Source organism: Paludibacillus litoralis (assembly GCF_037646705.1).
In the GTDB taxonomy this organism is placed as follows: domain Bacteria; phylum Pseudomonadota; class Alphaproteobacteria; order Rhodobacterales; family Rhodobacteraceae; genus Pikeienuella; species Pikeienuella litoralis.
Genome location: NZ_JBBHER010000008.1, coordinates 164,658 through 180,026 on the forward strand (window position 1 = coordinate 164,658; position 15,369 = coordinate 180,026).

Annotated in this window: 10 protein-coding genes; 2 read left to right on the forward strand and 8 right to left on the reverse strand. The window is 67.1% G+C overall.

Annotated elements, in window-relative coordinates; genetic code table 11:
* Positions 1 to 4: 4 nt before the first annotated feature.
* Positions 5 to 904 (reverse strand): peptidylprolyl isomerase, encoded by a 900-nt coding sequence (locus tag WG921_RS15195; protein ID WP_340110101.1) that lies wholly within the window; start codon positions 902 to 904, stop codon positions 5 to 7.
* A 291-nt stretch (positions 905 to 1,195) separates the two neighbouring features.
* Here WG921_RS15195 and secA point away from each other — a divergent pair, with 291 nt between their 5' ends.
* The gene (gene secA / locus WG921_RS15200) at positions 1,196 to 4,213 is read left to right on the forward strand and encodes a preprotein translocase subunit SecA (protein ID WP_340110140.1); all 3,018 of its coding nucleotides are present in this window, start codon (positions 1,196 to 1,198) and stop codon (positions 4,211 to 4,213) included.
* Between the two features lie 179 nt (positions 4,214 to 4,392).
* On the opposite strand, the gene WG921_RS15205 is transcribed toward secA, so the two are convergent.
* Positions 4,393 to 6,678 (reverse strand): xanthine dehydrogenase family protein molybdopterin-binding subunit, encoded by a 2,286-nt coding sequence (locus tag WG921_RS15205; protein WP_340110102.1) that lies wholly within the window; start codon positions 6,676 to 6,678, stop codon positions 4,393 to 4,395.
* 232 nt (positions 6,679 to 6,910) lie between these two features.
* On the opposite strand from WG921_RS15205, the gene WG921_RS15210 reads away from it, so the two are divergent.
* The gene (locus tag WG921_RS15210; RefSeq protein WP_413788601.1) at positions 6,911 to 8,557 is read left to right on the forward strand and encodes an ABC transporter substrate-binding protein; all 1,647 of its coding nucleotides are present in this window, start codon (positions 6,911 to 6,913) and stop codon (positions 8,555 to 8,557) included.
* 136 nt (positions 8,558 to 8,693) lie between these two features.
* Here the strand turns inward: WG921_RS15210 and WG921_RS15215 are convergent, their stop codons facing one another.
* The 6 genes from WG921_RS15215 to WG921_RS15240 are packed head-to-tail and all read right to left on the reverse strand — an operon-like array spanning position 8,694 to position 15,306.
* Positions 8,694 to 10,511 carry an AMP-dependent synthetase/ligase gene (locus tag WG921_RS15215; RefSeq protein WP_340110103.1) on the reverse strand — a complete coding sequence of 606 codons (1,818 nt, stop codon included), beginning with the start codon at positions 10,509 to 10,511 and terminating at the stop codon, positions 8,694 to 8,696.
* Between the two features lies 1 nt (position 10,512).
* Positions 10,513 to 11,322, reverse strand: a complete 810-nt coding sequence (locus WG921_RS15220; protein ID WP_340110104.1) for an ABC transporter ATP-binding protein — start codon at positions 11,320 to 11,322, stop codon at positions 10,513 to 10,515.
* A 6-nt stretch (positions 11,323 to 11,328) separates the two neighbouring features.
* Positions 11,329 to 12,504: an ABC transporter substrate-binding protein gene (locus tag WG921_RS15225; RefSeq protein ID WP_340110105.1), complete on the reverse strand. Its 1,176-nt coding sequence runs from the start codon at positions 12,502 to 12,504 to the stop codon at positions 11,329 to 11,331.
* A gap of 32 nt (positions 12,505 to 12,536) precedes the next feature.
* Positions 12,537 to 13,580: a branched-chain amino acid ABC transporter permease gene (locus tag WG921_RS15230; RefSeq protein WP_340110106.1), complete on the reverse strand. Its 1,044-nt coding sequence runs from the start codon at positions 13,578 to 13,580 to the stop codon at positions 12,537 to 12,539.
* A 2-nt stretch (positions 13,581 to 13,582) separates the two neighbouring features.
* Positions 13,583 to 14,467 (reverse strand): branched-chain amino acid ABC transporter permease, encoded by an 885-nt coding sequence (locus WG921_RS15235; protein WP_340110107.1) that lies wholly within the window; start codon positions 14,465 to 14,467, stop codon positions 13,583 to 13,585.
* Positions 14,464 to 15,306 (reverse strand): ABC transporter ATP-binding protein, encoded by an 843-nt coding sequence (locus tag WG921_RS15240; protein WP_340110108.1) that lies wholly within the window; start codon positions 15,304 to 15,306, stop codon positions 14,464 to 14,466. The genes WG921_RS15235 and WG921_RS15240 overlap by 4 nt, the downstream gene beginning before the upstream one ends.
* Positions 15,307 to 15,369: the final 63 nt, after the last annotated feature.

Genomic DNA, 15,369 nt, shown 5'->3' on the forward strand with positions numbered 1-15,369 from the left:
CGCCTTATTCCGCGATGAGATCGTCGTTCCGGATCTGGTCGAGGCCCGGACGCCCCTCGGGGAGCTCCACGTCGCCGGCGGCGCGCAGCTCATCGACCACCGCGCGCGTGACGTCGTTGCTCATCGCGCCGACGATCTCCTCGCGCACTTCGTCGAGCGGCGGCGTCGGACGGGCGCGCGTCTCCTCCAGCAGGATCACATGCCAGCCGAACTGGGTCTTGACCGGCTCGGAGACCTCGCCCGGCTTCAGCGCCAACACCGCGCCCTCAAACTCCGGCACCATCTGCCCTTTTTCGAACCAGCCGAGATCTCCCCCCGACGGCGCCGACGGCCCCTTGGAGCGGGTCTTGGCCAGTTCGGCGAAATCGGCGCCTTCCGCGCGGGCGGATTCGGCGATCTCCCTGGCGTCCGCCTCGTCGGGGACGAGGATATGACGCGCCTTGTACTGCGTCACTTCCGGCGCGCCGACATAGTCGCTCTCGTATTTCGCCTCGACCGCCTCCCGGGTGATCTCCTCGTTCAGGCGCTGGCGCACAAGAAGCTCGGCGAGAAAGCTGGTGCGCTGGAACTCGAGCGCCCGCTTCACGCCGGCGCTGTCCGCGAGCCCGCTCCGCTCCGCTTCCTGACGCAGCAGAATCTGGTTGCTGATCTGCTCGAGCAGCCCGTCGTAAAGAGCCTGATCCGGAATCGCCTGATACTGCGGCGGCAGCTCCGCGCGAAGCGCGATCAGGCCGCCCAGCGTCACCTCCTCGCCATTCACCGTGGCGATCACCATTGCGGGATCGGCGGGCGCGGCTTCCGCCGCCGGCTCCGCGTTGGCGGGCGCCGCATCCTCGGCCGATACTGGGGCGGCCATGATCAGAAAGGCGGCGGCGACGGCGAGACGAGGCGCGAGAAATCGCATGTAAATTCTCCGGTCGGCCAGGACGCGCCCGGCCTCAACGTTGCAGATTCGACCTTCGCGCACCGGCGTGAAAGCCAATGATACGCGCGCGCGACGTTGACAGGCCAAGGGGCGACGCATACATCTCGCCCCGGCCCACGGGCTCGAACGGCGCGCGCGACGCTTTCATCTACGATGTTGGGCCGCAGCGGACAAGCGCCCCCTCGGCGGCGCCCCGTGAAAACCGCGCACCGTTGGGGATATGCCAACCTGACTGGCGCCGGGGCGGCGCCGATGGATCAAGGACGAGCGATGCTGAGCTTCGGCGGATTGGCGAAAAAGGTCTTCGGCACGACCACTGACCGCGCCGTAAAGGGCGTGGCGAAACAGATTCAGGCGATCAATGCGATGGAGCCCGCGTTCGAGGCCCTGTCGGATGACGAGTTGAAGGCGAAGACGCCCGAGTTCCGCGCGCGGCTCGCGAACGGCGAGACGCTGGACGCGCTTCTCCCCGAAGCTTTCGCGACCGTCCGGGAAGCCGCCCGGCGCACGCTCGGCATGCGCCCCTTCGATGTGCAGATGATCGGCGGGATCATGCTGCATCAGGGGAACATCTCCGAGATGAAGACCGGCGAGGGCAAGACCCTCGTCGCGACGATGCCGGTCTATCTGAACGCGCTCGAGGGCAAGGGCGTGCATGTCGTCACGGTGAACGATTATCTCGCCCGCCGGGACGCGGACTGGATGGGCCGGATCTACCGCTTTCTCGGCCTCACCGTCGGCGTGGTCGTGCCGAACATGGACGACCGCAGCCGCAAGGCCGCTTACGCCGCCGACGTGACCCACGCGACGAACAACGAGCTCGGCTTCGATTATCTTCGCGACAACATGAAATACAGCCTCGATCAGATGGTGCAGCGCGGCCATCACTTCGCCATCATCGACGAGGTCGACAGCATCCTGATCGACGAGGCCCGGACCCCGCTCATTATCTCCGGTCCGACGACGGACATGTCGGACCTCTATATCGCGATCGACAAGCTCATCCCCGAGCTGACGCCCGAGCATTACGAGATTGACGAGAAGCAGCGCACCGCCATCCTGACCGAGGAAGGGACCGAAAAGGTGGAGACGCTGGTGCGCGCGGCCGGCTTCCTGGCCGAGGGCGCGACGCTTTACGACCCCGAGAACGCGAGCCTGGTTCACCACGTCAACCAGGCGCTCCGGGCGCACAAGCTCTATCAGCTCGACAAGGATTATATCGTCAAGGACGGGAAGATCGTCATCATCGACGAGTTCACCGGCCGGATGATGGACGGGCGGCGCTGGGGCGAAGGGCTGCATCAGGCGGTGGAGGCGAAGGAGCGGCAGAAGATCCAGCCGGAGAACGTCACGCTCGCCTCGGTCACCTTTCAGAATTATTTCCGGCTTTACGACAAGCTCGCCGGAATGACCGGCACCGCGATGACAGAAGCGGAGGAGTTCGCCTCGATCTACGGGCTGGAGGTGGTGGAGATTCCCACCAATCGCCCGGTGGCGCGCATCGATGACGACGATCAGGTCTACCGCACCGCCGAAGAGAAATATATCGCGATCATTCAAGCCATCGCCGGCGCCTATTCCCGCCAGCAACCGGTTCTGGTCGGCACCACCTCGATCGAAAAATCCGAGATGCTGTCGGGGATGCTGAAGAACCCCGGCGTTCTTCGCGACGCCGCGGCGAAACTTCGCGCCTTCGCAGCCAAGCTGAACCAGAAAAAGGAAGCGGCCGAGATCGCGCGGCTGAACGCCGAGGCGGACCAGCTCGATGAGCTCGCCAAACAGCCCGGAGGCGTGCCGCACCAGGTTCTGAACGCGCGCTTTCATGAGCAAGAGGCGCAGATCATCGCTCAGGCCGGGGCGCCGGGCGCGGTGACCATCGCCACCAACATGGCCGGCCGAGGCACCGATATTCAGCTTGGCGGCAACCCCGAAGGCCGCATTCTCGCCGCGCTGCTCAAGAGCCAGAGCGACGCGATCGACGCGCAGGTGAACGCCGCGGTGGAGCAGATCGTCGCCGCGCAGCCGCCGCTGGACGACCCGAAACAGACCGAGGCGCGCGCGCAGGTGATCCGGCAGATGGTCACCCAGCAACTCGTCAACTCCGCGATGCAGGTGCTGAAGAAGGAGGCCGAGGACGGGCAACACGCCGAAATCGTCGACCCGATCAAGGCCGAAGTCGCGGAGGCGAGGGAGAAGGTGGTCGCCGCCGGCGGGCTCTGGGTGCTGGCGACCGAACGCCATGAGAGCCGCCGGATCGACAATCAGCTTCGCGGCCGCTCCGGCCGGCAGGGCGACCCCGGCCGCTCCACCTTCTATCTCAGCCTCGAAGACGACCTGATGCGGATCTTCGGCTCCGAGCGGATGGACGGCATGCTCCAGCGGCTCGGCCTGCAGGAAGGCGAGGCGATCGTCCACACCTGGGTCAACAAGGCGATCGAGAAGAGCCAGGCCAAGGTCGAGGCGCGGAACTTCGATATCCGCAAGAATCTGTTGAAATACGACGATGTGATGAACGATCAGCGCAAGGCGATCTTCACGCAGCGCCGCGAGGTCATGGAGGCCCAGGACGTCGCCGACACGGTGGCGGAGATGCGCGCCTCCCTGGCCGACGATCTCGTCTCATCGCATATCCCGCCCCGCGCCTACGCGGAGCAATGGGATGTCGACGGCCTCGCCGAGGCGGTGAAGGAGATGTTCGCTCTCGACCTTCCCATCGCCGAATGGGCGGCGGAAGAGGGCGTCGATGACGAGGCGATCCGCGAGCGGCTGGAGAAAGCGCTGGCGGAGCAGGCCGCGAAACGCGTCGCGCGCCATGGCGCGGAGCGGATGCGGGCGGCCGAAAAGACCATCCTGCTCGAAGCGATCGACGCCGCCTGGCGCGATCATCTGACGACGCTCGACCATTTGCGATCGGTCATCGGCCTTCGCGGATACGCGCAGCGCGATCCGTTGAACGAGTTCAAATCCGAGGCGTTCGAGCTTTTCAACGCGATGATGAACCGGATCCGGTCCGAATTGACGAGGCGGCTCTGCCGCGAGGAGCTTCCCGCCGACGCGGCGGCGCAGCCGCAGATCCCGCCGGAGATCATGCAGGCGATGCGAGGCGGAGCCGAGCGGCCGGCGGCGCCGCCCGAAGAGGCCGAAACCGGGGACGCGTCCGCGGCGGCCGGCGGCGCGCGCGTCGCCACGGCCACGCGGGCGACGGCGGCGGCGGCCAAGATCGGCCGGAACGACCCCTGCCCCTGCGGAAGCGGCAAGAAATACAAGCACTGCCACGGCCGGGTCTGACGCCCCGGCCGCGGCCATAGAGCGCGAGCGCCTTCCGGCTGATCCTTCGAGCGGACGGCCTCATGGCCATTGAGCCGAACGGGCGCCTCCGTCGGCGGCGGGCATGATTTCGCCGTCCGGCGGCGGTTCGGGACGCGAAAGACGCGGACAAGGAGTCCGCCCCGCCTGCGCTCCGCCCTTCAATCCCGCCGCAAGGCCGTCCAGACCCGGAACGGCGTGAACGGCCCCTCGATCTCGCGCCCGCCCGCGCGGATCAGCGCGTCATGAACCGCAAGCGTCGCCGCCGGGATTCCCGCCACCGTCCCCGATTCGCCGCCGCCTTTCACGCCGTAAGGATTGGTCTGGCAGGGGATCTCCACGAAATGCGGCTCGAGCGCCGGCAGATCGTCGGCGCGGGGCACCGCGTAATCCATGAAGCTGCCGGCCAGCGGCTGCCCGGTCTCGGGGTCGTAGACGGCGTGCTCCAGCAACGCCTGACCGACGCCTTGCGCGACTCCGCCCTGCGCTTGGCCGCCGGCGAGCAGCGGGTTGATGATGACGCCGAAATCGTCGACCAGCGTATAGCGCTCAAGCGAGACGCGCCCGGTCTCGCGGTCGATCTCCACCTCGGCGATGTGGCATCCGTTCGGGAAGCTCGCCGTCGTATCCGAGACCTTGCCGAAGCCGGTGACGCCGCCCAGCGCGCGCACCACCGCCGGCAAGCCGACGCGGCGGTCCGTGCCCGCCACGATGAACGCGCTTTCGGCGGCCAGAAACTCGACATCCTCCTCGGCCGCCTCCAACTCTTCGGCGGCGGCGGCGCGGCATTTCCGGATGATCTCGTCGGCCGCCAGCCGGATCACCCGGCTCGCCATGATCGCGGAGCGCGAGCCGCCGGTTCCGCCGCCAAGCGGCAGCGCGTCGCTGTCTCCATCCGCCAGGCTGATCCGGTCCCATTCGAGGCCGAGATTCTCATGCAGGATTTGCGCCCAGGTCGTCTCATGGCCCTGCCCGGTCGATTGCGTGCCGACATGAATCACCGCATCGCCCTCGGCGGAGATCGTGATCTCCGCGTTCTCGTCAGGCCCGCCGCCGGTTCTCTCCATGTAATAGATCGCCGCGCGGCCGCGCACGCGCCCCTGCGCGGCGGCGGCTTCGGCGCGGGCGGAAAAGCCGTCATAATCCGCCGCCTCCAGCGCGACATCGATCACCCGCGCGGGGTCCAGGCTGTCGAAGGTCAGGCCGCCCAGCGTGGCGTAGGGCGTCTCCTCCGGGGTGAGCAGATTGATCCGCCGAAGCGCGACCGGATCCATCCCGATCTGACGCGCCGCCGCGCTCATCAGCCGTTCGGTGTTGTGGATGACCTCCGGGCGCCCGGCGCCGCGATAGGCGTCGGTCGGCGTGGTGTTGGTCAGGGCGCCGCGCACCCGGACATAAGCGGCGGGAACCCGGTACAGCCCGCCGATCAGCACGCTGGAGAACAGCGTGTGGACCGCAAGGCCGCAGGTGGAGTAATACGCGCCGAGATTGGAGACCCCGTCGGACCGGAGCGCCAGAAGCCGCCCATCGGCGTCGAACGCGCCTTCGATATCGACCTGAAGATCGCGCGCCTGCGCGTCGGAAAGAAAACTCTCCGCCCGGTCGGCGATCCATTTCACCGGCTGGCCGCTGTCCTTCGCGGCCAGCGCCACAAGCGCGTATTCCGGATGCTGCATGGTCTTCATCCCGAAGCCGCCGCCGATATCCGGCGCATGGATGCGCAGGCGGCTCGGCTCGACCCCGAGAGATTGGGCGACGCCGTCGCGCATCGCATGCGCGCCCTGGCTGCCGATCCACCCCTCCCACCGGCCGTCGGCCGCGTCATACCGGATCAGGGCGCCCCGCGTCTCCATCGCCGTGACGGCCAGCCGCTGATTGACGACATGAGCGCGAACCACATGCGCGGCGCCGGCGAAGGCCGCGGCGGCGGCGGCCTCGTCGCCGGCCTCCCAGTCGTAAGCCAGATTGCCGGGCGCGGTCTCATGCAGGTTCGGCGCGCCGGGGGCGAGCGCGGCCGCGGCGTCGACGACAACCGGCGCTTCGTCGTAATCGACCTCGATCAGCTCGGCCGCGTCCCGCGCGCGGTCCAGCGTATCCGCGACGATAAAAGCCACCGGCTCTCCCACATAGCGCACGGTTCCGTCCGCAAGGTGCGGCTGCGCCACCTGCGCCTGCCGACCGCCGCCGCGCTGCGGAATCGGGATCAGACAGGTGAGCGGGATGAGCCGGTCCGCGATATCCTGATGGACATAGACGAGCCGCACGCCAGGCACCGCGCGCGCCTCCTCCAGACCCGAAAGGGTGAACCGCGCATGCGCCGAGCCCGAACGCAGCACGAACGCGCTGAGCGCGCCCTCCGGCGCATGATCGTCGATGAACCGACCGTCGCCGGTGAGGAGCCGCCGATCCTCCTTTCGCCGCATCGCCTGTCCAACCCCGAATTTCATCTCGCTCACCTCATGCCGCCGGGATCATCGCCCGCATACTAGAGCGCTGGGCGGCGGACGCCAGTGGTCAGCGCGCGCGCCTCGCTGAGGCGGGGGTTGATATGACACAATCTTCAAGGCCACACTCACCGTTCGTTTTCCGCGGCGCGGGCGCCATCTGAGTAGGGATGCGTTTCGCGAACCGCGACGGCCGGCTGCGGCCTCCTCGCGCGGCGGCGGACAGGAGAATGCCATGAACGGCTCAAAAACCACGCTGAGCGGCGCGCCGATGCACTGGGCCGTCGCGACCTACGCCGAGGAATACCGCGCCGGCCATATCGGTCGGCGCGAATTTCTGACCCGCGCCTGCGCCCTCGGCGCCACGGCGGCCGCGGCCTACGCGATGGTCGGCCTCTCGGCGCCCCGGCGCGCGGCCGCCGCCGGCGCGCCCGGCGGCACGCTCCGCATCCAGATGGAGCTGAGGGAATTGAGGGACCCGCGCGCAGCCGACTGGTCGCAGATCGCGAACTTCACCCGCGGCTGGCTGGAATATCTCGTCCGCTACACAAGCGACGGCGCCTTCGAGCCGCGCCTTCTTGAAAGCTGGGAGGTCAACGAGGACGCGACCGAATACATCCTGAACGTTCGCAAGGGCGTCGCCTGGAACAACGGGGACGCCTTCACCGCCGAGGATGTGGCGCGGAACATCGCGCTCTGGGCCGACAGTTCGGCGGAAGGCAACTCGATGGCGACGCGGGTCGCGGGGCTGATCGATCCCGACACCGGCGAAGCCCGCGACGGCGCGATCCGGGTGCTGGACTCGCACACCGTGAAGCTCACCCTGAACCAGCCGGACATCACCATCATCCCGAACATGTCCGACTATCCCGCCGCCATCGTCCACTCGTCCTATTCGGGGGGCGACCCCGCGGACAACCCGATCGGCACCGGCCCCTATGTTCCCGAAAGTTACGAGGCCCACGTCAGGGGCGTGTTGGTGAGGAAGGAAGGCCACAAATGGTGGGGCGAGGGCGCGTGGCTCGACCGGATCGAATTCATCGATTTCGGCACCGATATCTCCACCTGGGTCGCGGCCGCGCAAGCCGATGAAATCGACATGCTCTACCAGACCACCGGCGATTTCATCGACATCATGGACGCGTTCGGCTGGGAGAAATCCAAAACCGCGTCCGCCGCGACGATCACCGTGCGCTACAATCAGCTCGCCGAGCCCTATGACCAGCTTGAGGTGCGCCGGGCCTTGTCGATGGCGGTGGACAACGCGGTGGTGCTGGAGCTTGGCTATGGCGACCGCGGCGCGGTGGCCGAGAACCATCATGTCTGCCCGATCCACCCCGAATACGCCAAGCTGCCGCCGCTCGCGCCCGACCCGGCCGCGGCGAAGGCCGCGATCGACGCCGCCGGGCTTTCGGACCATGAGTTCGACCTGATCTCGCTCGACGACAACTGGCAGCGCGACACCTGCGACAGCGTCGCGGCGCAGATCCGCGACGCCGGGATCAACATCAAGCGGACCATTCTTCCCGGCGCGACCTACTGGGAAAACTGGATGACGTATCCGTTTTCGGCCACCGAATGGAACATGCGCCCGCTCGGCGTTCAGGCGCTCGCGCTTGGCTATCGCTCCGGCGCCGCCTGGAACGAAAGCGCATTTTCGAACAAGGAGTTCGATCAGCAGCTCGACCTGGCGATGTCTCTCGCCGACGTCGAAGAGCGGCGCAAGGTGATGAAGCGGATCGAGGAGATCCTGCAGGAGCAGGGCGTCATGATCCAACCTTATTGGCGGTCGATCTATCGCCATGTCAGACCCGGCGTCAGAGGCGCCGACATGCATCCGACCTTCGAGATGCATCTCGAAGAATACTGGATCAAGGCCTGACGCCGCGCCCATCCGCTCCGCCTCCACAGCCGGGCGGAAATGGCTCCGGGGCTCCGCAGGTCGCCGGGCCAAACGCCCATTGCGGGCCGATGCGCCCGGCGCGACGGCGCCGCGCCAGAACCGGAGGCGCGCGCCGTCAGGCGTAGAGCGCCTCGATCTGATCGGCGTATTTCGCGGCGATGTTGGCGCGGCGCACCTTCATGGTCGCGGTCACCTCGTCGTCGTCATGGTCCAACTCTTTGGTCAAAAGATGGAACCGCCGGATGTTCGCGACCGGCGCGAGGCCGCTGTTGGCCTTCGCCACCTCGGTCTCGATCAGGTCGCGCACCGCCGGATTTTCGGAGAGATTGCGGAAGGTGGTGTAGGCGAGCCGCGATTCCTCGGCCCATTTTCCCACGGTCTCGAAATCGATCTGGATCAGCGCCGCGACGTATTTGCGCCGCTCGCCGATGGCGACGCATTCCTTGATATAGGGGCTGCTCTTCATCGCGTTCTCGATCTCGGACGGGGAGAGATTCTTGCCCCCCGCGGTGATCATGATGTCCTTCAGCCGATCGACGACCCGGTATTGGCCGTCACTCTCCTCCACCACATCGCCGGTGTGGAGCCAGCCGTCCCGAATGGCGCCCCGCGTCGCCTCCTCGTTCTTGTAGTAGCCTTCGAAGACGATATCGCCCCGGATCAGAAGCTCCCCGACCTCGCCGACGCGGGCTTCGGCGTTCACGACCACCTCGCCGACGCCGCCCGGCTCCAGCCGCGACAGCCGCTGCCCGAGGGCGATCCCCGTGGTCTCGGTCGCGCCGTAGACCTCGACCAGCGGCGCGCCGATGGTGCGAAAATAAGCCACGATGACCGGGGCGATCGGAGCGGCCCCGGTCATCGCGATGCGGGCGCGGCGAAGGCCGATGAAGTTCTGAAGGGCGCGAAAGACCAGCAGATACCAGAAAAGGAAGGTCAGCCGCTGCGCGACGCTCCGCCGCTCCGGCGGAAGATCGGCGAAGGGCGCGCAGGCCTTCAGCGCGCGGTCATGGAGCAGCTTCCTGAGGCCGCCCGCCTCCAGCATTCCGATATGGATCGACGCATGCAGCTTCTCCCAGATCCGCGGCACGCCGAGGAACATCGTCGGCGCCACCTCGCGGAGATCCTCCTGCACAGTGCGGAGAGACTCGCCGAAATTCACGAGGCTGGCGTTGTAGATCGGCGCCATCGTCGTGGTCATCTGCTCGGCCACGTGGCAGAGCGGCAGATAGGAGAGATGGGAATCCTCCCGCCCGAGGCCGAGCCGCTCCGTCACGGCGACGGCCTGCGCGCGCAGATTCCGGTAGCTCAGCATCGCGCCCTTGGGCCTGCCGGTGGAGCCGGATGTGTAGATCATCAGCGCGGTGTCATCGAGGCTCTGCCGGGCGAGCGTCTCGTCCACCAGGGCGCGGGCGGCGGCCGCGTCCGCGCGCCCCTCGGCCTCAAGCGCGGCGAAGCTGGTGACGAGATCGGGCGGATAGGCGCGCATCCCCCGCGTCTCGATCACCACGATGCGGGCGAGCTTCGGAAGCTGGCTCCGGATCTCGAGCACCTTGTCGACCTGCTCCTGATCCTCGCAGATGACGATCTGGCTGTCGGAATGCTCGAGGACATAGGCGACTTCCGGCGCCGGGCTGGTGGGGTAGACGCCGACGGTGATCGCTCCGGCGGAGCCCGCGCCAAGCTGCGCGAGCACCCATTCGATCCGGTTTTCGGAGAGAACCGCCATGCGCCCGCCCTCGTCGAGGCCGAGCCGGCGCAGGCCAAGCGCGACCGCGGAGGCGCGCTCGAAATAGGTCTTCCAGTCCGTCACCTTCCAGATGCCGAAATCCTTCTGCCGGATGGCGCGGCGGGTCGGCCAGCGCTCCGCATTCCGGCGCAGCATCTGCGGCAGGGTCGCTTCGGGATAGGAGACGGTCTCGGCCGGCGTCCGCATCTCAGGACAACCAGCGCTTGCGGCGCTTGTAATGCTTGACGTCGCGATAGCTTTTCCGCGCCGCGCCGCCGGCCTGGCCGAGATAGAATTCGCGCACATCCTGATCGGCGACCAGCCGCGCGCTCGGGCCGTCCAGCTGGATCCTGCCGTTTTCCATGATGTAGCCGTATTCGGAGATGGCGAAGGCCACCGCCGCGTTCTGCTCGACCAGCAGCATCGAGGCCCCGGTCTGCCGGTTGATGCGGGCGATGATGGTGAAGATCTCCTCGACCAGCAGCGGCGAGAGGCCGAGCGACGGCTCGTCGAGAAGGATCAGCGAGGGCTGCGCGATCAGCGCCCGCCCGATCGCCAGCATCTGCTGCTCGCCCCCGGAAAGATAGCCGGCGCGCGCGGAGCGCCGCTCATGAAGGCGCGGGAAATATTCATAGACGAGATCGAAGGAGGGCGCCTTGGCCCCGCGCCCGATGAGCGCGAAGGTCGCCGCGACGAGATTTTCCTCGACGGTCAGATCCTCGAAGATGCGCCGCCCCTCCATGACGTGAAAGAGCCCCTTGCGCACCAGCTGGTGCGGCGCCATCTCGGCGGTGTCCTGGCCATTGAACAGGATCCGCCCGGCGGTCAGCTCCCCGTTCTCCAGGCTCAAAAGGCGCGAGATCGCCTTCAGCGTCGACGACTTCCCGGCCCCGTTGGAGCCGAGAAGGGTCACGACCCGCCCGCGCGGAACCGTCAGCGACAGGCCCCGGAGGACCTGCGCCGACTTGTTGTAGACGACCTCGATATTCTCGATGTCGAGAATGGCGTCCGCGCTCACGCTTCATCACTCCTGCAGGCTGATCCAGTCCGACATCGGCAGCATCTTCTGCTCGGCGGCGCTGTATTGATAGACGCGCCCGACAGGGATCGAGTTGCCGGGCGTCGAGATCGGAACGCCGATGACGCCGCCGGTGTCGAAGTTCTCGATGGTGTTCATCGCCGCCTTCAACGTGTCGCCGTTCAGCTCCTGACCGGCGGCGAGGACCCGGCGCGCGGATTCGATCATCACCATCGCCGAGAGAAAGCCCTGCATGTAGCCGGTGGCCTGATATTCGGGCCGCATCTCGCGGATCTTGTCCAGCATCGGCGCGTCTTCGGCGTCGTCGTAATAGTACCGATACGGCATCACGCCCATGAAGCCGTCGGCGAGCTCGCCCACCGTGTTCCAGAGCGAGCTGTCCATCGACCAGAACGTGCCCATGAATTTCGTCGTCAGGCCCAGAGACTTGGCCTGAGACATGAATTCCGGGATCGGCGCCATGATATAGCCGTGAAAGATGGTGTAGTCGGGCCTCGCGCGGCGAAGCTTCAGAACTTCGGTCGAGACATCGACGGAGCCCGGAGCGGTGATGATCTCCTCGACGATTTCGAGACCGAGCTCCGCCGCCCGGGCGCGGGTTTTCTCGATCGGATCTCGGCCGAATTCGCTGTCCGAATTGACCAGAACCAGCTTCGCGCCGGGCGTCTCCTTCGCGATATATTCGAGGAGGATGCCGACCATCTCGGTGTAATCCGGACCGGCGATGAAGGTGTAGGGATAGGCCTCGGGGTCGTTCAGCTCGCTGGCGAAGGAGGCGCCGCCCATGATCATGCTCTTGGCGCGGGCCAGCTCCGGCGCGATGGTCTTGGCGAAGCCGGTCGAGTCTCCATAATAGAGGTGGATCTCCTCCTGGCTCAGCAGCTTGTTGAACACCGCGACCGACTGGTCGACCTTGTAGCCGGTGTCCTCATAGGCGAGCCGGAGTTTCCGCCCGCCGACGCCGCCATCCGCGTTGGCGATCTCGATATAGTCCTGCATCCCGGCTTCGATCGCGACCCCGGCGAAGCCGAAGACCCCGGTCATCGGCAACGAGGCGCCGATCACGATATCGTCCCCCGCCGCTCTCGCGCCGCCGGCGCTCAGCGTCAGGCCTGCGGTCGCCATCATCCCCATCAGGGTGCGTCTGGTCAGCTCGGACATTCGTTTTCTCCCGTTTTCCATTGTTGTTTTCATCAGGTCCTGAACGGCCACAGCCGGAAATGGCGGCGCACCCGCTGGATGATTTCCGCCAGCCCTTGCGGCTCGAACACCAGAAAGCCGACGATCAGCACGCCGAAGACAATGGTGCGCACCGGCGAGAGCAGAACCCCCGCGTTCGGCACCCAGGGGCTGGCCCATTCCACCGCGAAGCGCAAAAGCTCCGGCGTCAGCGTCATGAAGAGCGCGCCGACGACGCCGCCGATGATCGTGCCCATGCCGCCGACGATGATCGCCGCGAGAAGGAAGATCGACGCGATGAAGGGAAAGCTCTCGGGCGTCACCACGCGGAAGAAATAGGCCCAGAGTCCGCCGGCCACCCCGGCGTAGAAAGAGGCGACGGCGAAGCTCATCAGCTTGTAGCGAAGCAGCGGAATACCCAGCACCTCGGCCGAGATGTCCCGGTCGCGAATGGCGATGAAGGCGCGCCCGATGCGGGTGCGAAACAGGTTCGCCGCGCCGAGAACCATCAGGATCGTCAGCGGCATGATCACCCAGTAAAGCTGAAAATAGGTGATCAGCTCGACCCCGAAGACGCGCGCCGGGGCGACATTGGCGCCGCCATTGCCGCCGGTCACCGATTCCCAATGCACGAAGATGAAATGCAGGATGAAGGACGCGGCGATGGTGGCGATGGCGAGATAGAGCCCCTTGACCCGGAGGCTGGGGATGCCGACGACGACGCCGATCGCGGCCGCCACCCCGCCGCCGAGCAGGATGTTCAGGAGGAAGGGCGAGCCCACATCCCGCTCCAGCCAGGCGACGGTATAGGCCCCGACCGCCATGAAGGCGGCCTGCCCGAGGCTCACCAGCCCGGTGAAGCCGGTGAGGATGTTCAACCCGGTGGCGGCGATGACGTTGATCGCGATGAGGCAGATCAGGTAAAGCCAGTAATCGTTGAAGAAAAACGGCAGCGCCGCCAGCCCGGCGATCAGCGCGCCGGTCCAGACCTGCTGCGGCCGCGTGGTCAGGAGCGCCTCGTCGGCGCGATAGGTCTCCTTCGCCGTGCCGATGATCATCGCTACAACCTTTCGATCTCATGGACGCCGAACAGGCCGTAAGGCCGGATCATCAGCGCCGCGATCATCAGGCTGAAGGTCACGACGCTCTGGTAGTCGCCGCCCATGAAGGCGCCCGCCCAGGACTGGATCAGCCCGAGCGCCAGCCCCGCGACCAGCGCGCCCAGCACCGAATCCAGCCCGCCGACGATCACCACCGCCAGCGCCGAGAGTCCGAAGACGCCCATCGAGGGCGCGATCCCGCCGATCGCCCCGAGCAGGACGCCCGCCCCCGCCGCGGTGGCGCAGCCGATGATCCAGGCGGCGGAGAACACCCCCGGCACGTTGACGCCGCAGGAATAGGCCGCCGCCTGATCGGTGGCCGTGGCGCGGAGCGCGACCCCGCCGCGCCAGAAGCGGAACAGGATCAGGAAGATCGCGATCACCCCCGCCGCGACGAGAAAGCTCACGGCGATCTTCCGGGACATGTAGGCCTCCCCGAGAAAGAGCGGCGCGCTGTCGATGAACGCGGGCAGGCTCCGCGGATCGGTGCCCCAGATCAGCTCGACCAGCCCGACGATGATCGAGCCGAGCCCGATCGTCACCATCAGGACCGAGATCGGGCTCTCCCCCAGCAGCGGGCGGATCACCCCGCGCTCGATCACCGCGCCGACCGCGCCGCCGCCGATCACCGCCAGCGGCAGCGCCGCCCAGACCGGCAGGCCGAGCCCCGCCGCGAAGGCGAAGAAGAGATAGGCGCCGAGCATCAGCAATTCGCCCACCGCAAGGTTGACGACCCGCGTCGCCTTGTAGATCAGCACGAACGAGAGCGCCGTCAGCGCCAGAAGCGCGCCCGAGCCGAGGCCGGCGAGGGAGACCTCGATGAAGAACAGAAGCTCGCCGTTCATGTCGCCGCCTCCGCCGCCAGCCGCCTCATCAGCGCCGCGGGATCGCCGCTGCCGAGATAGGCTTCGGCGACGAGCGGATCCGCCTGCACCTCGGCGGGTGGGCCGCTGGCGATCAGCGCGCCGAAATTCAGCACCGCGACATGATCGGAGATGTCCATCACCAGCCCCATGTCATGCTCGACCATCAGAATGGTCGCGCCCCATTCCTCCTTCACGTCGAGGATGAACCGCGCCATGTCCTCGGTCTCCTCCCGGTTCATGCCGGCGACCGGCTCGTCGAGGAGCAGGATGCGCGGGCGCATCGCCAGCGCGCGCGCCAGCTCCACGCGCTTTTGCAGTCCATAGGAGAGAACCGAGACCGGCATGTTGCGGATATGGTCGATCTCCAGAAAGTCGATGATCCGCTCCTCGACCTCGCGGCGAAGCTCCATCTCCTCGCGGGCGGCGGGCCCGGCGTAAAGGAACGCCTGCAGAAGATTGGTCTTCATGTGCGCGTGGCGGCCGAGCTTGATGTTGTCCAGCACCGTCATGCCGCGAAAAAGCGCGATGTTCTGAAAGGAGCGCGCCATGCCGAGCGCGGCGCGCCGCGGCGGCCGGAGGGCGCCGATATCTTCGCCGTCCAGCAGGATCCGCCCGGATTCCGGCCGGTAGAAGCCCGAGATGCAGTTGAACATCGAGGTCTTGCCCGCGCCGTTCGGCCCGATCAGCGCGGTGATCGCCCCCGCCTCCGCACCGAAGGAGACGCCCCTGAGCGCCTTCACGCCGCCGAAGCTCAGCACGACATTCTCTACTGTGAGCGAGGCGGGCTCGCCTTCCACCCTGGGCGCGGCGGCGCTCACACCCGGGATCCGGGTCGGGCGCGGCCTCGCCCGTCGGGCGCGGCGCGCCGGCAAGAAACCCAT